An 18,565-nucleotide genomic window follows, 5' to 3' on the forward strand; every position below is an offset into this window, starting at 1 on the left:
TTTCATCTCCGGGCCTTGTAAATGGCGACTCCATTCGAGCAAACTAGCGGCGGAATGGAAAGTCGTGACGGAAAATCCAACTCAGAAGTGGGGCGTGTGATGCGAGACAAGGAAGAGAAACGCGTCGACAGCGGCCGCCGTACCTGGCTGATTGCGACATCCGTAGCAGGTGGCGTGGGAGGCGTAGCCACCGTCATACCTTTCGCGGCGTCGCTGGCGCCGTCCGCGAAAGCGAAAGCGGCCGGTGCACCGGTCGAGGTCGATATCAGCAGCCTGAAGCCTGGCGAAATGGTCACCGTGCCGTGGCGCGGCAAGCCTGTCTGGATCCTGAATCGCACCGATTCGATGCTGGCCGACGTGGTCAAGGCCGACAAGGAAGTGGCCGATCCGACCTCGAAATCGCCGTATTCGATGCCGTTGCCCGCGTATTGCGCCAACGAATATCGCTCGCGGGCCGACCGCAAGAACATTCTCGTCGTGATGGCCGTATGTACGCACCTCGGCTGCACGCCAAGCCAACGCTTCACGCCGGGTCCGCAGCCGAACCTGCCGGATGACTGGCCGGGTGGTTTCCTGTGCCCGTGTCACGGTTCGACCTACGACCTCGCCGGCCGCGTGTTCAAGAACAAGCCGGCGCCTCAGAATCTCGACATCCCGCCCTACATGTTCACGTCGGCGACGACCCTCGTGATCGGCAAGGACGAGAAAGGAGAAGCGTGATGGCCGCCGACAACAAAGAAGTCTCCACGACAGGTCTCACCGGCTGGATCGACCAGCGCTTCCCGCTCACGTCCACCTGGAAGAAACACGTATCCGAGTACTACGCGCCGAAGAACTTCAACTTCTGGTACTTCTTCGGCTCCCTCGCGCTGCTGGTGCTGGTCAACCAGATCGTCACGGGCATCTTCCTGACGATGAACTACAAGCCCGACTCGATGCTTGCGTTCGCGTCGGTCGAGTACATCATGCGCGAGGTGCCATGGGGCTGGCTGATCCGTTACATGCACTCGACCGGTGCATCAATGTTCTTCGTGGTCGTGTATCTCCACATGTTCCGCGGGCTGCTGTACGGGTCGTACCGCAAGCCGCGCGAGCTCGTGTGGATCTTCGGCTGCGCGATCTTCCTGTGCCTGATGGCCGAGGCGTTCTTCGGCTACCTGCTGCCGTGGGGCCAGATGTCGTTCTGGGGCGCGCAGGTGATCGTGAACCTGTTCTCGGCGATTCCGTTCGTCGGCCCGGACCTGTCGCTGTGGATTCGCGGCGACTACGTCGTGTCCGACGTCACGCTGAACCGTTTCTTCGCGTTCCACGTGATCGCGATTCCGCTCGTGCTGGTCGGCCTCGTCGTCGCGCACCTCGTCGCGCTGCACGAAGTGGGGTCAAATAACCCGGACGGTATCGAGATCAAGGCGAAGAAGGACGAGAACGGCATCCCGCTCGACGGCATCCCGTTCCACCCGTACTACTCGGTGCACGATTTCCTCGGCGTGTGCGTGTTCCTGATGGTGTTCGCGCTGATCGTGTTCTTCTCGCCGGAGATGGGCGGCTACTTCCTCGAGGCGAACAACTTCGTCCCGGCGAACCCGCTGCAGACGCCGCCCGAGATCGCGCCGGTCTGGTACTTCACCGCGTTCTACGCGATGCTGCGCGCGACCACCGACCCGTTCAAGATCGTGCTGATGATCGTGATCGCGCTGCTCGGCGTGCTCGCGCTGATCCGTGCGCGCGGCAAGTGGAAGGCCGGGCTGCCGGTGCTGGCCGCGGCGATCGTCGTGTTCATGTACCTGACGGAGTCGAAGTTCTGGGGTGTCGTCGTGATGGGTTCGGCGGTGATCACGCTGTTCTTCCTGCCGTGGCTCGACCGCAGCCCGGTGAAGTCGATCCGCTATCGGCCGCTGTTCCACAAGGTGTTTCTCGGGATATTCGTCGCGGCGTTCCTGACCCTCGCGTTCCTCGGCACGCGGCCGCCATCGCCGGCGGCGACGCTGATCGCGCAGGCCTGCGCGCTGATCTACTTCGCGTTCTTCCTCGGCATGCCCGTCTGGACGCCGCTTGGCACGTTCAAGCAGCCGCCGGAGCGGGTGCGCTTCAAGCCCCATTAATGTGAGCGAGGAGAGAACGACATGAAGAAACTGCTTTCGACACTCGCGCTGATCGGGGCGACCGCCTGTGCGCTGCTGGCGGCGCCGGCCGTGCGGGCGGAAGGTAATTTTCCGCTCGACCGGGCGCCCGATAACACGGAAAATCTCGTTTCGCTTCAGCACGGCGCGCAATTGTTTGTAAACTATTGCCTGAACTGCCACAGCGCGAACCTGATGCGCTACAACCGTCTGACGGATCTGGGCATATCCCAGAAGGAGATCGAAACGAATCTCCTGTTCACGACCGACAAGGTCGGGAACACGATGTCCGTCGCGATGCGGCCCGAAGACGCGAAGAACTGGCTCGGCACCACGCCGCCCGACCTGTCGGTGGAAGAGCGCGCGCGCGGCCGCGACTGGCTGTATACGTACCTGCGGAGTTTCTACCGCGACGATACGCGGCCGACCGGCTGGAACAACGCGGTGTTCGAGAACGTCGGCATGCCCCATGTGTTGTGGCAGCTGCAGGGGCAGCGCATTGCCAAATTCGAAGACAAGACGGACGAGGAGACGGGCGAGAAGGTCCACACGCTCGTCGGCTTCCAGCAGGTCACGCCGGGCACGTTGTCGTCGCCCGACTATGATGCTGCGGTTGCCGACCTGGTGGCCTATATGACATGGATGTCCGAGCCGGCCCAGCAGACCCGCAAACGCCTCGGCGTGTGGGTGCTGATCTTTCTCGGTGTCCTGACTTTCCTGGCCTGGCGGCTCAATGCCGCGTACTGGAAAGATATCAAGTAAACACGCCTGACCGGCGTGGGGCCGGCGCAAGGAGGAACCCGTGAAAGGGGTTCCGCCGCGTGCCGGCCCTCGGCTTTTTTGAGGAAACGCAAATATGATGGTTCTGTATTCCGGCACAACTTGCCCGTTCTCCCAGCGTTGCCGGCTGGTGCTGTTCGAGAAGGGCATGGACTTCGAAATCCGCGACGTCGACCTGTTCAACAAGCCGGAAGACATTTCGGTGATGAACCCGTACGGTCAGGTGCCGATCCTGGTCGAGCGCGATCTGATCCTGTACGAATCGAACATCATCAACGAGTACATCGACGAGCGCTTCCCGCATCCGCAGCTGATGCCGGCCGACCCGGTGCAACGCGCACGTGCGCGCCTGTTCCTGCTCAACTTCGAGAAGGAGCTGTTCGTCCACGTCAGCACGCTCGAGAACGAGAAGGGCAAGGCAGCGGAAAAGAATCACGAGAAGGCACGCCTCGCGATCCGCGATCGCCTGACGCAGCTCGCGCCGATCTTCGTGAAGAACAAGTACATGCTCGGCGAAGAGTTCTCGATGCTCGACGTCGCGATCGCTCCGCTGCTGTGGCGCCTGGATCACTACGGCATCGAGCTGTCGAAGAACGCCGCGCCGCTGATGAAGTACGCCGAACGGATCTTCAGCCGCCCGGCCTACATCGAAGCACTGACGCCGTCCGAAAAGGTCATGCGTCGTTAATGTCGCAATGAAGGCATGACGGAGCGGGTGGTGCGGCGTGCCGCACGCCTGCTCCGGGTTCGAGGATTGTGATGCAAGAGATTTCAACGAAGCCTTATCTGCTGCGCGCGTTGTACGAGTGGTGCACCGATAACGGTTACACGCCGCATATCGCGGTGAGGGTCGACAACTCGACGCGTGTGCCGCGTCAGTTCGTGCGTGACGGCGAGATCGTGCTCAACATCAGCTTCGAGGCGACGAGCCAGTTGCAGATGGGCAACGAGTGGATCGAGTTCACGGCCCGGTTCTCCGGGAAGGCGCACAAGATCGAGATTCCGGTGGCCAACGTGCTCGCGATCTACGCGCGCGAGAACGGGCAGGGCATGGCGTTCCAGGTCGATGCGGTCGCAGGCGAAGGCACGGATTCGGGTGCGTTCGACGATGACGCTGCGCAAGCGGAAGACGTGCAGCGCGACGAGCCTTCGACGACGTTGACGCCGGTCGCCGACAGCGGCGCGAACGAGGAACCGTCCGAAGGTGCCGACGAACCGCCGAAAACCGACGGCGATGGCACGAAAGGCGGCAGCAGACCTCGCCTCAAGATCGTGAAATGAGGTAGAATCTCGCGCTTACGCCGGCTTAGCTCATCTGGTAGAGCAGTTGATTTGTAATCATCAGGTGGCGGGTTCGAGTCCTGCAGCCGGCACCATATTGAATGAAGGGCCGGGAGATTCTGTCTCCCGGCCCTTTGTTTTTTCTGCGTCGAGTTACCGTTCGAGTGAACTGCCGTTTGGCCCGGTCGTTACGTACGGTCCTTGTTTCGATGGCGGCCAAAACACGGCCGGCAAATTTCCATAGCGGCAACGCGCAGGCGCTGACCGTCTGCGATTTCCCTTCAGGTGCGACCGTCGCTCATCGTCGCTACCTGACATACTTGCGTCCCACGCTGAGCCGCGTCACGTGCTTAGCACGCAAGCACCTCGCTCGACATCTCCCCATTGTCGCACCGCATTTCTTCGCGAGACTGGTGAGGTCGACGCTCATACTGCCGCAAGCGTGACAGGCTGGTTTTCGGACGACTTACAGAATCGGTGGCAAAGCGCTTGGCGCCACGTAAGAGTGTCTGTCAGATGGTTGTGAGCGCATCGGTTTATCCAACAAATCAGCAGTCTGGAGCACGGCGAGTTGGTAAAAGCTGCGCAAAATATTTCTATATGCCTTCGTATTTCTTTCGTTTCAGGTGCGAATTGTAAGCTTGTGGGGGCAGCTATTTAAATTGCCATTTTTGACACAAATCGGTGGACGAAAACCGGTAGAATCGCCGGCGATTCGAGAGCGGGGTTAACTCCATGAGAGAGGAGAGCGGCCCACATAACAAGAGCGACACGGATAAATCATGACTATGACCGAACTGGTCCAGGCCATTCGCGGTGGCCTGATTCAGCAGGATCGCCTGCTCAAGACGGAGATTCCGTCGCTGCCGCCGAATGCAATCGTGCCGCGTCGCGCAGTGACCTGTTCCGAGCTGGGGCGCGACTTTAGCGTGACGCTCGACATGGTTTCGGCGTCCGGCAATATCGAACTCAAGACACTGATTGCACAGCCGATGACGCTGTGGGTCCAGCAGGCGGATAAATCTTATCTGCCCGTCAACGGCTACATTCATACCGCGAGACGTCTTGGTGCAGATGGAGGCCTTACGACCTATCAACTGACGTACGGGTCGTGGATGCATTTCCTCAAATTCCGCAGCGATATGCGGTATTGGCAGGACCAGCCGGCGGATCAGATCATTACCGATGTGTTCAACCAGCATCCGCAGGCGCAAGGTCATTTCCAGTTTGCGTTGTCGCGACCGCTCCGGTCGCGGTCGTACTGTCGCCAAAGCGAAACCGACTGGAATTTCGTCCACCGACTGATGGAGGACGAGGGCCTGTTTGGCTTCTGGCAGCATGGCAAGGACGGCAAGTCCCATACGCTCGTCATCACGGATGATGTGCATTCGCTCGATGAAGCATCGTCGCGCCACGCGAAGTTCTATCGCTCCGGAGCGCGCAGCGAAACCGATGCATTGACGCAGTGGTCCGGTTCGCGAACGCTTCAAAGCGCGATGCACACGACGCGTACGTTCGACTACAAGTCGCCGTCGACGCCCTTCAACCCCAACGGGACGGCGTTGCCTACGCGTAGCGATCAGGGGAGCCTTCCGGAGCAGATGGAAGTCTACGAATATACGGGTGCCTACACCTATCAGGACCAGAATCACGGCGAGCAACTGTCGAAAGTTCGTCTCGAGGAATGGGAGTCGCGCGCAAAACGTTTCTTCGGTGTCGGCGGGCGGCGCGGTGTCGACGCGGGCCAGCGTTTCGTACTGGACAATCATCCCGAGCACGATCGCGACCCGGAAGGCGAGCGCGAATTCGCGGCGATCAAGGTCTGGCGATACATCGAAAACAATCTTCCGGTGTCGGCCCACGAAGCCGGATTTCCGCACGGATTGCGCAACCGACTGGCACAGGTGAAAGCTGCGTACGCCGACACCGGTGCATTCGCGGTGTCGCACGCCGACGGCTCGGCGGGGTTCCATCTCGTCGAGATCGAGGCGCAGCGGACCACCGTGCCGTACCGTAGCCCGCTCGAGCACAAGAAGCCGCAGATGGAGCTTGAGACGGCGATCGTCGTCGGTCCGAAGGGCGAAGAGGTGCATACGGACGAACTGAACCGGGTCAAGGTCAGGTTCGTCTGGGATCGGCAGAATCAGGGCGACGAGCGCGCCTCTTGCTGGGTTCGCGTCGCGCAGTCGGACACGGGGAGCGGCTACGGAAGCGTGCATGTTCCGCGTGTCGGCGAAGAAGTGCTAGTCGGCTATGTCGGCGGCGATTGCGACCGACCGATGATTCTTCACCGCGTCTATAACGGCGCCGTCAGGCCGCAATGGCACAGCAACGGCATCATGTCCGGCTACCGGTCGAAAGAGTATGCGGGCGCCGGCTACAACGAGATGGTTCTCGACGATGCAACCGGGCAGAACCGCATGCGCCTCTACAGCAGCAGTGCCAATTCGCTGCTGCATCTCGGATACCTGATCGATCACACCGGCAACGCGCGCGGGTCATACCTCGGTACCGGCTTTGACCTGAAGACCGATTCGCACGGCGCTGTGCGCGCGTCGCAGGGGCTTTACGTCACGACGCACCCGAAACAGGCGAACAGCCAACCGCTCGATGTCCGTGAAACGCAACAGCAGCTCGTCAATGCGGAAAGCGTCGTCGAAGCGCTATCGGACGTCAGCGAGCAGCATCGGGCCGAGACGCTCAAGTCAGGCTACGACGCACTGAAGAAATTCGTCGATGCGACGCAGGAAAACACCGCCGGCGTCACGGCCGGCGGACGGACCGCGGGAGGCGGGACCGGTAACGCCAATGCGTTCAACGAATCGGTCATGCTGTTCGGCAGCCCGGCAGGCATCGCCCTGTCCACGCAGCAGAACACGCATCTGTCGGCCGACCAGCACGTCAATCTGGTCAGTGGCCAGAATACGCACATCGCGGCCGGCAAATCGCTGATTGCGAGCGTGGCCGACAAGCTGAGCCTGTTTGTGCAGAACGCGGGAATGAAGCTGTTCTCGGGCAAGGGCAAGGTGGAAATCCAGGCGCATTCCGACAACATCGAGCTGACGGCGCAGCGCGACGTCAAGGTGCTTTCGTCGACGGCGACGGTCGAGGTTGCCGCGGACAAGGGGCTGGTGCTGACGTCGGGCGGCGCGTATATCCGCATCCAGGGCGGCAACATCGAGATTCACGCACCGGGAAAGGTCGACGTGAAGGGGGCTCAGCACCTGTTCAGCGGGCCGGCCAGCATGTCGTATCCGCTGCCGCCGTTGCCGACTGGCGAATTGATCGCCAAGCACAGTCTGCGCTTTGCCGCGTTTGGTGCAGACCAGCTGGCGGACAATTTCGGCTGGATCGGCAAGCCGTTCCAGATCGTCGATAGCGCCGGCAAGGTGCTTCACGCTGGGCAAGTTGCCGAAGACGGCAGGCTACCGCGTGCGATTCTCGACCAGCCCGACATGCTGACGCTGAGGATAGGTTCGGACACGTGGCAGCCGCATCCGGTAACGATCGAACCGCGGTCGCACGACGAACACGATGAATCGGAATCCGAACCGATGTCCCCAGACGACGATCCATTCCATCTCGGCATTGCGGATCGTGCCGGGCAGTTTGTCGATATCGACCATATCGCGACAGTGATTCCGTCGACCGTCATGACCCGCATTTTCGAAGGTGAAGAGTAATCCATGAAATCACTCAGTTTCCTGCGCTGCGTGACGCTGGCTGCTGCCACGTTTGTTGTCGCAGCGCTGCCGCTCCGCAGTGCGCATGCCGAACAGTACGAGAGCGGCGCCGTTCGCTGGAACGTGAAGGACGGCGTGCTGATGCTGACGGCCGGCGTGTTGTCCGACAATGCTCGGCTGCGCTACCTGAATTACACGTTCTACATGGAGGCCGACGATCACACGCTGTATCAGATCCCGATCGTCAATGACAAGAAGAAGCTCAACGACTACCAGCTGTCGTTCAGCACATTCAATGGCGGTGACGACATCATCACTGACGCGATGGTGTCGGTGAAAGGCGGGAACGTCTACTTGGTTACAGCGCACAAGGATGTTACACACGGTTATAACCGGCCCGGTGCCGTGAAGACCAGAACCTACCGACTGTTTGCCGGCGGCGAAGTTGAGTGGGCTTATTATTTTGCTCCGGTTTCGGAGGGGCAGTATTCCGAGAAGCAGAACTATACGGTCGAGCGAGCGCTGTCGGAGACAGCGAAGGCGTTGCATTGACTTCGGTTTCCTGAGCATTCCGACATGACGAAATTCATTTCCGCGACACACGACAAGGCGACGCTGACCGTCCAGTACGTTGCCGACAACGGGGATATCTTGCTGCGCAGCGGCGGGGCGATCGCATGGCGATTCAACAACCCTGGCAACATCCGCCCGCCGCGCGATTACAAGAAGCACCCGAACGACGGGATCATCAAGACGCACATCGGTGTCGGTAACTCAAAGAGCGGCGAGTTCCTGATCTTTCCCGATTACGAGACCGGCCTGAAGGAAAAGAGGGCGATGCTGCGCCGGAAATACAATCTGATGTCGATCTCCGGTGCGATGTATGTCTATGCGCCGCCGCTAGAGAACAATACGGAAAAGTACATCGCGTTCATTTGCGATAAAACCGGATTCGATCGCACGCGCAGGATCGATTCGATGAGCGATGCCGAGCTCGATTCGATGATGAAGGCGATGGAGAAGTACGAAGGGTTCTATGCGTTTATGAAGTCGCGGCACGAGCAGTGGATCCGCACGGCAACGGTGACGCTCTCGGATGGCACGAAGCCGATTCCCGACCAGAAAGTCGTCGTGCAGAGCAAAGGCAAGAACCTGGTGACGAAGACGGACCGGACGGGGCAGCTTCCGCTCTTGCCGTTCGAAGCGGCGGGTGAGCAGTTCAAGCTGTTCATCGAGCGATCCGAAGGGCTGAAGGAAATCGGCACGATCGTAACGCAGGCGAAATCGTCGGCCTATGTATTCTTCCACGATCTGCTTGAGGTTTCGGCCCCGACCGGCGCGCACTTTGCGAAAGATCCCGTCCGTCGCGACAAGCCGACGGGGTTCCGTTACAAGATCGTGTCCCACGACACCCTTGGCAAGATTGCCGCGAAATTCAAGGTGAGCGTCGAGCAACTGCAAAAGGAAAATCACCTGCATTCGACACGAATCTTCGCCGGTGATTATCTGTATATCAACATGACGAAGCCGGTTGACGAGCACGCACCGCGTTCGCCCGGCCATTCGAAGCCGGACGCCGCGCCGGCGCACGTTGAGGGTCGCCAACGCGGCTCGGGCGAACCGGCCGGCGACGAAGGCGGTCAGAAGGTCGATCTGAGCCAAATCGCGAAACCTGCTCCGGGGACGGCGGCACCGGCTGGCGCGACGCATCATCCGGAGGCGAGCGCGCCCGCTGCAGCGAGTACCGGAGCTGGTGCTGCGCACGCGGAGCCGGCCGGTGCTGCGGCACCCGTTACGGGTTCGGATGCGGATGCCGCGGCGTCCGCGCCAGCGACTGCAAACAAGCCGAGCAAGCCCGACGCCACGCTCGATCGCAGCAAGCAGGGGCAGGGGCATCCGATTGCGACAATGAACACGGATTCAGGCGAAGCGCCGTGGATGACGTATGCAATCGCACAGGCCAAGTTGTGGCACGGGCAGAAAGAGGACGTGATTACGCAGACGATCAACTATCATGAGGAAGTCGGCGTCAATCTCAAGACGCTGGTCGGCAACAGCAATCCATGGTGTGCATCATTTGTAAACTGGTGCCTGCATCAGGCCGGGTATGCGATGACGTCCGCACCGGCAGATTCGCAATCGTTCCGACACAGCAAGAATTTCGTGAAGATCGACAAACCCGTGTTTGGCGCAGTTGCCATATACAAGCATCCGAAGGGCGGGCACGCGGCTTTCGTTTATGCGCAGACGAGCGCGGGAGCTCCGATTCTGCTTGGCGGAAACCAGAGTGACGCGATCAACTTCGGTATGCAGAAGGCCTCAGAACTGAAGGGTTTCTTCGTGCCGGCCAGTTATCTGAAGTTTGCCCAGGATCGCCTGGCCAAGGGCATCGAGCTCGAAAAGAGCACGCCGAAAGACCTCAACAATGAGTTTCACATTACCTTTGCTCAGAAAAAGAAAAATGCAGATCGTTAAGACGTGGTGTGTCGCCGTCCTGGTTTCGATGCTGGCCGGCGGCAGTACCGCCGCATTTTCCCGGCCGCTCGCACAAGACTGCCTGACGCCAACCGAGGTCAAGCAGATGGACCGCGACTTCTGGGCGACATTTCCGTCGCCGGACGGTTTCGCCGCCTATGCCTCGCCGAAGTTCTCGCTGGGTACCAACATCACCGAGCTGTCGCAGTCGCTTGCAACGACAGCGGGCGGTCCAGCGCGGGCGCGTGCCGTTGCCGCGTTCCTCGCCCAGCATCCGGACGTATTCGGGTCGTTCAAGGCCGCGCATGACTCGGCATACCTGTACTATCCCGGGCATGACCACAGTCCGGATGCGGTGCGTACGTCGTCGACGTTTCCGGTCGGGCAGTGTGTTTCCGAGTTCAATTATTCGATCGACCTGAGCCGTGCCCAGTGCGTCTCCGGGCAGCGAATCCGCGCATACAGTCTGTCGTTCATCAAGGACAAGGGACGTGTAATGTTGCGAACGGGCGTGCTCGGACTCGACTCCTGCAATTGAGCTACACGCAGCCGCACGGAATCGCGCCATGTCGCATCTGTCGGGTCAGCGGCATGGCAGCAGATAGCATCACATCTGCCTGAACAACCCCGCATACGCACGACTGACGGGCAGCATCTCCCGCTGCCCGTGCACGCGAATCCGCAACCTGCCCAGCAAGTCACGCTCGATCCGCTCGATCGCTGCGTACGCAACGATCACGCCGCGGTGCACCTGCGCGAACCGCTCCGGATCGAGCTGCTGCATCAACTCCTTCAACGGTGTGCGAATCACGAGCCGTTCGCCGGCCGTGACGATTTCCGTGTACTTCTCCGACGCCTGGAAATACAGCACGTCGTCGACCGACACGAGCCGCGTCGCATCCTTCACGCCGACGGTCAACCAGCGGATCGGCGTGGCATCTCGCGAAGGCGCCGCCTGCGCGAGCGCATCCGCATGCGCGACGCCCGGGCCGCCGCGCTGAAGCTTCGCGATACAGCGTAGCAACCGCTCGTCCGTCACCGGCTTCAGCAAGTAATCGACCGCCGCGCGATCGAACGCATCGACCGCATATTCGTCGTAAGCGGTGACGAACACGACATGCACGTCGGGCACCAGCGCGGCCAGCTTCAACCCGTCGATGCCGGGCATCCGGATGTCGAGAAATGCGATGTCCGGCCGCGGCGATGCGTTCAGCGCGGCCAGCGCCTCAACGCCGTTGCGCGGCATCGAGACGATCTCCAGTTCGGGCCAGAGCTGCCGCAGCCGCTGCGCGAGCGAGGCGGACAGGTTCGGTTCGTCGTCGGCGATGAGGGCGGTCGGCATGTCAGTCGATCGGAATCAGCAGGGTCGCGGTTACGCCATGCGCGGCATTCGCGTTCGTTTCGATGGTGACGCGGCCGCGCTCGCCGTGCAGCGTCCGGATGCGCGCCGCGACGTTGGCGAGCCCGACGCCGCCATGCAGATGTGTGTCGCCTTTGCCGAGGCCGACGCCCGTGTCGATCACGTTCAGTTCGACCTTGTCGCCGCGCATTCTGCCGCGCACGACAATCACGCCGCCGTCGATCGACGGCTCGATCCCGTGCAGCAGCGCGTTCTCGACGAGCGGTTGCAGCAGCAGCGGCGAGAACGGCAGCGCGTGCAGATCCTCCGGCACATCGATCGTATACGACAGCCGCTCGCCGAGCCGGATCGACGCGATCTTCAGCAGCGCCTCGACGAGCTCGAGTTCCTCGCCGAGCGTCGACGTCGCGTTGCGTGTGCGCCGCAGGCTCGCGCGCAGGTAGCGGTTCGGGCTGTCGAGCATCGTCGTCGCGCGAGCCGGATCACGCTCGATCAGGCTCTGCACGTTCGCGAGCGTATTGAACAGGAAGTGCGGCTCGATCTGCGCCTGCAGCAGCGCGAGACGCGCGGCCGTCTCGGCCTGGCGCGCTTCGGCGGCTTCGCGTCGCTCGGTTTCGAGCGTCGCGCGCATGCGCAGCGACTGCAGGAACAGCGACACGCACACGAACAGCACGGCCGACACGAGGAACGACGGTCCGTAGTTGTCCCATGTCCCGACGCGGGCTTGCCCGAACACGTGCGGTACGTTTCCGCGGACGATGGTCGCGGCGATCTCGAACCCCGCGCACACGCTGACCGGCGCGATCACGATGGCTTTCAGCACGAGCCCCGGCTTGCGCGGCAGCAGCCGGTCGGCGGCGTGGCTGAGCAGCAGTGCGCAGAAGCCGATCGTGTTGGCGACGACGAGGTAGGGCAACAGAGGTTCGCCGACGTGGACGACCCAGAAGCCCAGGCCGACGACCGAGTTGAAGCACGCGAACGCGAGCAGCGCGGCCGGATCCCGCAGCAGCCGCGGCGCGGCGCCGGCAGGTGGCTGCGGGACCGGTGAAGGATCGGACGTGGCTCGCATGGTGTCGGGTGAGGCTGGGTGTGCGATGCGTATGGCGCGACCTTAGCGCTGGCCAGGCCGGTTGCGCGTACGGTGCGACGAACGGCGCGCAGCTTCGACGAAGCGCTTCGGCCGCCGACGGCTGGCCGGCTTCCGTCACGAGTGTAGTGGAAGGTCGGACGGAAGCACACTGGCTGGTGCGGGCTTCGCTCCGTGCGGGATGCACCCGTCGGCCATCGCCGCGACGTGCAACTCGTCCGCGAATTCCGGCCGCCCGTCGCACGCCGCATCGCGTATCGGGGCTGCGCAGTACGGTGTCGGCGTGTCCACTCCGATGCGGCGATTTCGACCATGTCCACGCTCCTTCATCTGAAGCCTTACGTGTACGTGATGTTCTGCGTGCTGCTCTACATCGGCATCAAGCGCTGTTTTCCGCGCGAGGTGCCGGCGGCGCGACCGCTGGTTTCGCCCGTCGCGTTCGGGATGCTCGGCATCGTCAGCCTGAACGGACTGTTTCCGCACGCGGGTGTCGATACGAACGCGATTGCGCTGGCGGCCGTGCTGGGCGGCGCGTCGCTGGGCTGGCTGCATGCGAGCCGGTGGCGGCTCGAGTACCGCGCGGTGCCGTCCGGCCTGCGCGTGCGCTTGCCTGGCGACGCGAGCCTCCTCGTCACGCTGATGGTGACCTTCGTTGCCGAAACCGCCATGCATTACGCCGTTGCCGCGCGCCTGCCATGGGCGGCGACGAGCGGCTTCGCGATGCTGTCGTTCGCGGGATGGGGCGTGCTCGTCGGGATGACGCTCGGGCGTGCGCTGAACGTGGTCGTGCGCTGCATGCGCCATGCGAGCGGATCGAGTCGCGGCGGGGTCCCGTATTCGGTCGATTCGTGAAGCCGTTCGCCGTCGCCAACCTGATCTGCATCGACCTCAAACGGCACGTAACGCGTGCAGTTTTGCCCCCGTTTTGCTGTCACGGCCGCGTCACGGCGCGCACATAAGGTTGCACGTTCCCGTCGCGGAGGCATCGCCGACGGAGCCGTGCGCAACCTGCCCGTGACGACGTGCCCGCGTCGCGGGCCGGCAACCGGGATCTCGCTCCCGGCCGCGCAGCGGTCATGCATCGCGCCATTTCATTCGAAAACACGATCGACGCCGGTTCGAACCGGATCGCGGACGATCAGGAGACAAGGACCATGCTGAGTCCGCATGAATTCTCGTTGCTGTTGCGCATTGCGCGTGCGCCGGACAGCGTCGATCCATCGAATCCGGCCTTCGCCGTGCTGGTCGAGAAGCGTCTGGTCGACGATACGCAGGCGCGCATGAGCGCTGTGGCGGCGCGTCCGGCGCTGACGCCGATCGGCCAGATGCTGCTGGCGCGCTTCGACGAAGCGGCTTGAGGAGGCGCGTCACGCGTTCATCGAAATGAACGGCGTGACGCGTTGAAACGCCGGGCCGCTTATTGCGCGACCGGCACCGTCACGTCGCTGCCGAACCAGTGCATCGAGATCTTCTTCAACGTGCCGTCCTTGTGCAGCGAATCGAGCGCGTCGTTGATCGCCTTCTCGAACTTCGGATTGCCCTTGCGGAACGGGATCGCCATTTCCTGCTTGCCGCCGTTCAGCACCGCACCTGCGCGCAGCGGCAGGCTCGACGTCTTGATCATGTACGGCAGCATCAGGCGGTCGTCGAGCGTCGCCTCGATCCGGCCCGCGGCGAGGTCGCGCAGCTTCTCCGGTGCGCCCGGATAGGTCTGCACCTCGATGCCCGGCACGGTGCGCGCCATCTGGTCGTAGTTCGTGCCGAGCGTCACGCCGAGCTTCTTGCCCTTGAAGTCCTCGAGCGACTTGAAGTTGCGCGTGTCGTCCTTGCGCTGGATCAGCTGCGCGGCCGAGTACGTGTACGGCTCGCTGAAGTCGAGCACTTCCTTGCGCTGCGGCGTGATCGTGACCTGGTTGACGATCACGTCGAACTTGCCGGCCTGCAGGCCGGCGATGATGCCGCTCCATTCGGTCGGGATGAACTGCGTCTTCACGCCGAGCTTGCCGGCAACCGCGTTCGCCACGTCGACGTCGAAACCCTCGAGCTGGCCCGACGTGCCGCGCGAGTTGAACGGCGGATACGTGCCTTCGAGGCCGACGCGCAGCACGCCGGCTTTCTTCACGGAATCGAGCAGGTCTTCCGCGTGCGCGGCGACGGCCGTGAAGCCGAGGGCCGACGCGAGCAGCAGGCCTGACAGCAGGAACTTCGAACGTTTCATCGCAGATCTCCAGTGTTCAGTGTCGTGTGGTGAGCGCCGGGTATCGGTCGGACCCGAGTGAGGCCGGAATACGGGCACGTAGACACTACTCGCAACCGCGCTGCGCCGGAAGTCGAATTGGCCCTGATTGCAATCGATTTCGTCGGGCGGCGAGGGCTCGTTACGGCGAGCGGTCGGTCGTCGAGGTCGATGCATGAGGCGTCCGGCGCGTTCAAAAATGTGCTTTTGAATCAGGCTGCTTTTTGGGTTCGTGCAAAGTTTTGTCTGTAAAATCGCGCAAGCTGAATTTAATGCAGCGCCATCCGAGGGCGCGTCAAAAGAAGAAAAGGCCGTAGCCATGAACATGCAGAACACGATCGCCGCATTGCGCGGCGGGTTGCTTCAGCAGGACCGGTTGCTGAAGCTCGATACGCCCTTGGGGGCCAACGTCCTGACCGTGCAGCGGGCAGTCGGCCGCTCGCGGATCGGGCGCGCGTACGAATTCACGCTCGACGTGCTGTCGACCGATAGCGATCTGGAACTCAAAAAGCTGATCGCGCAGCCCGTCACGTTGTGGATCGAGCAGGGCGACCGCAGCTATCGGCCGATCAACGGATACGTGCATACCGCGCGCCGGTTGGGCGCCGACGGCGGGCTCACGACCTATCAGCTCACCTTCGCCGATTTCACCCATTTCCTGAAGTTCCGTCGCGACCAGCGTCTCTGGAACGACACGACCGTCGACCAGATCATCAGCGACGTGCTGAGCCAGCATCCGCAGGCGCAGGGCCATTTCCGCTTCGCGCTGTCGAAGCCGCTGCCGAACCGCTCGTACACGCGCCAGCACGACACCGACTGGCATTTCGTGCATCGGCTGATGGAGCACGAAGGGCTCTACTGTGCGTGGCAACAGGCCGACGACGGCAAGTCGCACACGCTCGTGATCACCGACAATCTGCAGGCGTTCGCGCCGCTGTCGCCGGAGACGGTGAGTTTCTATCGTGGCGGTGCGACGAGCGCGGCCGACGCGTTCACGCAGTGGTCGGGTACGCGCACGCTGCAGAGCGTCACGCGATCGACGCGCACGTTCGACTACAAGAATCCGTCGCAACCATCGAACCCGAAGGGCACGTCGCTGCCGACGATGGCCGGCCAGGGTGAGCTGCCCGATCAGCTCGAGGTGTACGAGTACACGGGCGCCTATACGTATCTCGACCAGTCGCGCGGCGACCATCTGACGAAGGTCAAGATGGAGGAATGGGAGTCGCAGGCAAAGCGCTTTCATGGCGCGGGCGGTGTGCGTGCGATCGATGCCGGCCGGCGCTTCACGCTGGCCGACCACCCCGAGCACGATCGCGATTCCGCCGATCAGCGCGAGTTTGCGGCGATCGAGGTGGCGTGGTGGATCGAGAACAACCTGCCGGTCGCGAGCGACAGCGCGGATTTTCCGTACAGCCTGCGCGAGGCATTGATACAGGCACAGGACGGTTACGGCGCCGATCCCGCGTTTCGCGTGGCGCACCAAGATGGCTCGACCGGCTTCTATCTCGTCGAAGTCGAGGCGCAGCGCGTGAGCGTGCCGTATCGCAGCCCGTTCGAGCACAAGAAGCCGGAGATGCATCTCGAGACGGCGATCGTCGTCGGGCCGCAGGGCGAAGAGGTCTATACGGACGAACTGAACCGGATCCGCGTGCAGTTCGTGTGGGACCGTTTGAACCCGGGTAACGAGAATGCGTCGTGCTGGGTGCGCGTCGTGCAGTCCGATACCGGCGGCGGCTACGGCGGCGTGCACGTGCCGCGTATCGGCGAGGAAGTGCTGATCGATTATGTGGGTGGCGATTGCGATCGGCCGCTGGCGGTCGGGCGCGTGTACAACGGCGCAAACCAGCCGCAATGGCATAGCGACGGAATCCTGTCCGGCTACCGGTCGAAGGAGTATTCGGGCGGCGGCTACAACCAGCTCGTGATGGACGACGCGACTGGGCAGAACCGCGTGCAGCTGATGAGCAGCAGTGCGAACAGCCTGCTGCACCTCGGCTACATCATCGACCAGAACGGCAATTCGCGCGGGTCGTATCTCGGCAGCGGGTTCGACCTGCGATCCGATGCGTATGGCGCGGTGCGCGCGAGCCAGGGCCTGTACGTGACGACACACCCGAAGGCGGCGAACAGCCAGCCGCTCGACGTGAAGGAAGCGCAGCAGCAACTCGTGACGGGCGAGAGCCTGGTCGAGGCGATGTCGGGCGTGAGCGAGCAGCATCAGGCGGAAAGCCTGAAGGACGCGCAGGACACGATGCGCGCGTTCACGGACGCGACGCAGGACAGCAAGTCGGGCAGCGCGTCGGGCGGGCGCACGGCAGGCGGCGGCACGGGTAACGCGAACGCGTTCAAGGAACCGGTGATGCTGTTCGGCAGCCCGTCGGGGATCGGGATGTCGACGCAGCAGTCGGTGCACGTGGTCGCGAACGATCACGTGAACGTGGCGAGCGGGCAGAGCGTGCACGTGGCCGCGGGCAAGTCGCTGATCGGGAGCATCGGGCAGAAGCTGAGCCTGTTCGTACAGAACGCGGGGATGAAGCTGTTCGCGGGCAAGGGCAAGGTGGAGATCCAGGCGCAGTCGGACAACATCGAGGTGACCGCGCAGAAGGCGGTGAAGGTGGTGTCGGCGACGGACCGCATCGAGATCGCGGCCGACCAGGGGATCCTGCTGACGAGCGGTGGCGGGTACATCCGCATTCAAGGCGGGAACATCGAGATTCATACGCCGGGTGCGGTCGATGTGAAGGGCGCGTCGCATACGTTCGCGGGGCCGGCGAGCATGGGGTATCCGTTGCCCAGTCCAAGGCCGGATCAGCCGGGGCAGCTGGAGTTGTTTCACAAGTACGTGAACGGCGAGGCGGTGAAGGGCGGGCTGTTCACGGTGAAAGACGTGAACGGTGCGGTGCTGAAGAAGGGGGCACTCGACAACAGCGGCTACACGGTCGTGAGCGGGCTACCGCCGGGTGCGGTACGTGTCGAGTTCGGGAAGGATCCGCGCGAGTCGGATCAACCGGCAAATTACTTCAAGCAGGCGCAGTGGCCGGTCGAGCCCGTTGAGCCGTCGCCGCAGGCGGCGCAGGCCGCAGCGACGGAGCAGCTTGCCAGCCAGTTGAAGGGGATGGCGCCCGCGGCCGCGACAGCTGCGATGGGGCTTGCGAGCGGAGGTACGGCCGGTGCTGCGTTGGGCGGACTGGCGAGCTCCGTGTTGCCGGCTGCGGCAGGGGCGTTGGGCGGGGCGGGCGCTGTTTCTGCGCTGCAGACGGCCTCGAGTTTGGGCAGTGCTGCGAAGCAGGTGGCCGGGATGGTGCAGGCGGCGCGCCAGGGTGGGCTTGCAGCGCTGGCCGCGCCGGCTGCGAATGCGGCGTCCGGCGCGCTGCAAGGCGTGCTACCAAGTGTCGCCGGAATTGCCGGCAAGGGCGCTACGACGGTGGCGTCCGCTGCCGGTGCAACCGGCATGAAGCTCCCGACGAGCGGATTCGGTGGACCGCTGAAATCCTGAGAGGGCGGCGCATCAGCCGTCTAGAACAACAAATCGCGATTTGA

Annotated in this window: 15 protein-coding genes and 1 tRNA gene; 13 read left to right on the forward strand and 3 right to left on the reverse strand. The window is 62.7% G+C overall.

The window, feature by feature from the left end; genetic code table 11:
- The first annotated feature begins 99 nt into the window (after positions 1–99).
- From petA to AC5LXX_RS01960, 10 genes are all read left to right on the forward strand, one after another.
- A complete protein-coding gene (gene petA / locus AC5LXX_RS01915; RefSeq protein WP_124522227.1) occupies positions 100–720 on the forward strand; it encodes a ubiquinol-cytochrome c reductase iron-sulfur subunit in 621 nt (206 codons plus the stop codon).
- The gene (locus AC5LXX_RS01920; protein ID WP_493410313.1) at positions 720–2,102 is read left to right on the forward strand and encodes a cytochrome b; all 1,383 of its coding nucleotides are present in this window, start codon (positions 720–722) and stop codon (positions 2,100–2,102) included. The genes petA and AC5LXX_RS01920 overlap by 1 nt, the downstream gene beginning before the upstream one ends.
- 21 nt (positions 2,103–2,123) lie before the next feature.
- Entirely contained in the window at positions 2,124–2,882 is a 759-nt protein-coding gene (locus AC5LXX_RS01925; RefSeq protein WP_124453391.1) for a cytochrome c1, read from the forward strand.
- A gap of 94 nt (positions 2,883–2,976) precedes the next feature.
- Positions 2,977–3,588 carry a glutathione S-transferase N-terminal domain-containing protein gene (locus tag AC5LXX_RS01930; RefSeq protein ID WP_006400565.1) on the forward strand — a complete coding sequence of 204 codons (612 nt, stop codon included), beginning with the start codon at positions 2,977–2,979 and terminating at the stop codon, positions 3,586–3,588.
- 71 nt (positions 3,589–3,659) lie between these two features.
- On the forward strand, positions 3,660–4,181 hold the full coding sequence (locus AC5LXX_RS01935) for a ClpXP protease specificity-enhancing factor (protein ID WP_124453389.1): 522 nt from the start codon (positions 3,660–3,662) through the stop codon (positions 4,179–4,181).
- 19 nt (positions 4,182–4,200) lie between these two features.
- Positions 4,201–4,276, forward strand: a tRNA-Thr gene (locus AC5LXX_RS01940).
- Positions 4,277–4,963: 687 nt separating this feature from the next.
- Positions 4,964–7,864, forward strand: coding sequence for a type VI secretion system Vgr family protein (locus AC5LXX_RS01945; RefSeq protein ID WP_493410314.1), 2,901 nt, complete (start codon positions 4,964–4,966; stop codon positions 7,862–7,864).
- 3 nt (positions 7,865–7,867) lie between these two features.
- On the forward strand, positions 7,868–8,416 hold the full coding sequence (locus AC5LXX_RS01950; protein ID WP_493410315.1) for a hypothetical protein: 549 nt from the start codon (positions 7,868–7,870) through the stop codon (positions 8,414–8,416).
- Positions 8,417–8,440: 24 nt separating this feature from the next.
- Positions 8,441–10,339, forward strand: a complete 1,899-nt coding sequence (locus tag AC5LXX_RS01955; protein ID WP_493410316.1) for a TIGR02594 family protein — start codon at positions 8,441–8,443, stop codon at positions 10,337–10,339.
- Positions 10,326–10,877, forward strand: a complete 552-nt coding sequence (locus AC5LXX_RS01960) for a hypothetical protein (RefSeq protein WP_493410317.1) — start codon at positions 10,326–10,328, stop codon at positions 10,875–10,877. The genes AC5LXX_RS01955 and AC5LXX_RS01960 overlap by 14 nt, the downstream gene beginning before the upstream one ends.
- A gap of 69 nt (positions 10,878–10,946) precedes the next feature.
- On the opposite strand, the gene AC5LXX_RS01965 is transcribed toward AC5LXX_RS01960, so the two are convergent.
- Both AC5LXX_RS01965 and AC5LXX_RS01970 read right to left on the reverse strand, forming a co-directional pair.
- Positions 10,947–11,681: a LytR/AlgR family response regulator transcription factor gene (locus tag AC5LXX_RS01965; RefSeq protein ID WP_493410318.1), complete on the reverse strand. Its 735-nt coding sequence runs from the start codon at positions 11,679–11,681 to the stop codon at positions 10,947–10,949.
- A 1-nt stretch (position 11,682) separates the two neighbouring features.
- Positions 11,683–12,768: a sensor histidine kinase gene (locus AC5LXX_RS01970; protein WP_493410319.1), complete on the reverse strand. Its 1,086-nt coding sequence runs from the start codon at positions 12,766–12,768 to the stop codon at positions 11,683–11,685.
- Between the two features lie 330 nt (positions 12,769–13,098).
- On the opposite strand from AC5LXX_RS01970, the gene AC5LXX_RS01975 reads away from it, so the two are divergent.
- Both AC5LXX_RS01975 and AC5LXX_RS01980 read left to right on the forward strand, forming a co-directional pair.
- Positions 13,099–13,638, forward strand: coding sequence for a hypothetical protein (locus AC5LXX_RS01975; RefSeq protein WP_493410320.1), 540 nt, complete (start codon positions 13,099–13,101; stop codon positions 13,636–13,638).
- A 302-nt stretch (positions 13,639–13,940) separates the two neighbouring features.
- Positions 13,941–14,144, forward strand: coding sequence for a hypothetical protein (locus AC5LXX_RS01980; protein WP_493410321.1), 204 nt, complete (start codon positions 13,941–13,943; stop codon positions 14,142–14,144).
- A gap of 59 nt (positions 14,145–14,203) precedes the next feature.
- Here AC5LXX_RS01980 and AC5LXX_RS01985 read toward each other — a convergent pair whose 3' ends face one another.
- Complete coding sequence (locus tag AC5LXX_RS01985) at positions 14,204–15,004, reverse strand: transporter substrate-binding domain-containing protein (protein ID WP_493410322.1); 801 nt, start codon at positions 15,002–15,004, stop codon at positions 14,204–14,206.
- 337 nt (positions 15,005–15,341) lie between these two features.
- Here AC5LXX_RS01985 and AC5LXX_RS01990 point away from each other — a divergent pair, with 337 nt between their 5' ends.
- On the forward strand, positions 15,342–18,521 hold the full coding sequence (locus tag AC5LXX_RS01990) for a type VI secretion system Vgr family protein (protein ID WP_493410323.1): 3,180 nt from the start codon (positions 15,342–15,344) through the stop codon (positions 18,519–18,521).
- Positions 18,522–18,565 lie beyond the last annotated feature (44 nt).

It is taken from the genome of Burkholderia torrens (assembly GCF_984668525.1).

Bases quoted from the DNA above. Each gene is read 5' to 3' on its own strand.
- AC5LXX_RS01980 (WP_493410321.1), top strand. From the start codon at position 13,941: ATGCTGAGTCCGCATGAATTCTCGTTGCTGTTGCGCATTGCGCGTGCG.
- AC5LXX_RS01930 (WP_006400565.1), top strand. From the start codon at position 2,977: ATGATGGTTCTGTATTCCGGCACAACTTGCCCGTTCTCCCAGCGTTGC.
- AC5LXX_RS01965 (WP_493410318.1), bottom strand. From the start codon at position 11,681: ATGCCGACCGCCCTCATCGCCGACGACGAACCGAACCTGTCCGCCTCG.
- AC5LXX_RS01960 (WP_493410317.1), top strand. From the start codon at position 10,326: ATGCAGATCGTTAAGACGTGGTGTGTCGCCGTCCTGGTTTCGATGCTG.
- petA (WP_124522227.1), top strand. From the start codon at position 100: ATGCGAGACAAGGAAGAGAAACGCGTCGACAGCGGCCGCCGTACCTGG.
- AC5LXX_RS01990 (WP_493410323.1), top strand. From the start codon at position 15,342: ATGAACATGCAGAACACGATCGCCGCATTGCGCGGCGGGTTGCTTCAG.
- AC5LXX_RS01985 (WP_493410322.1), bottom strand. From the start codon at position 15,004: ATGAAACGTTCGAAGTTCCTGCTGTCAGGCCTGCTGCTCGCGTCGGCC.
- AC5LXX_RS01975 (WP_493410320.1), top strand. From the start codon at position 13,099: ATGTCCACGCTCCTTCATCTGAAGCCTTACGTGTACGTGATGTTCTGC.
- AC5LXX_RS01925 (WP_124453391.1), top strand. From the start codon at position 2,124: ATGAAGAAACTGCTTTCGACACTCGCGCTGATCGGGGCGACCGCCTGT.
- AC5LXX_RS01920 (WP_493410313.1), top strand. From the start codon at position 720: ATGGCCGCCGACAACAAAGAAGTCTCCACGACAGGTCTCACCGGCTGG.
- AC5LXX_RS01945 (WP_493410314.1), top strand. From the start codon at position 4,964: ATGACTATGACCGAACTGGTCCAGGCCATTCGCGGTGGCCTGATTCAG.
- AC5LXX_RS01970 (WP_493410319.1), bottom strand. From the start codon at position 12,768: ATGCGAGCCACGTCCGATCCTTCACCGGTCCCGCAGCCACCTGCCGGC.
- AC5LXX_RS01950 (WP_493410315.1), top strand. From the start codon at position 7,868: ATGAAATCACTCAGTTTCCTGCGCTGCGTGACGCTGGCTGCTGCCACG.
- AC5LXX_RS01955 (WP_493410316.1), top strand. From the start codon at position 8,441: ATGACGAAATTCATTTCCGCGACACACGACAAGGCGACGCTGACCGTC.
- AC5LXX_RS01935 (WP_124453389.1), top strand. From the start codon at position 3,660: ATGCAAGAGATTTCAACGAAGCCTTATCTGCTGCGCGCGTTGTACGAG.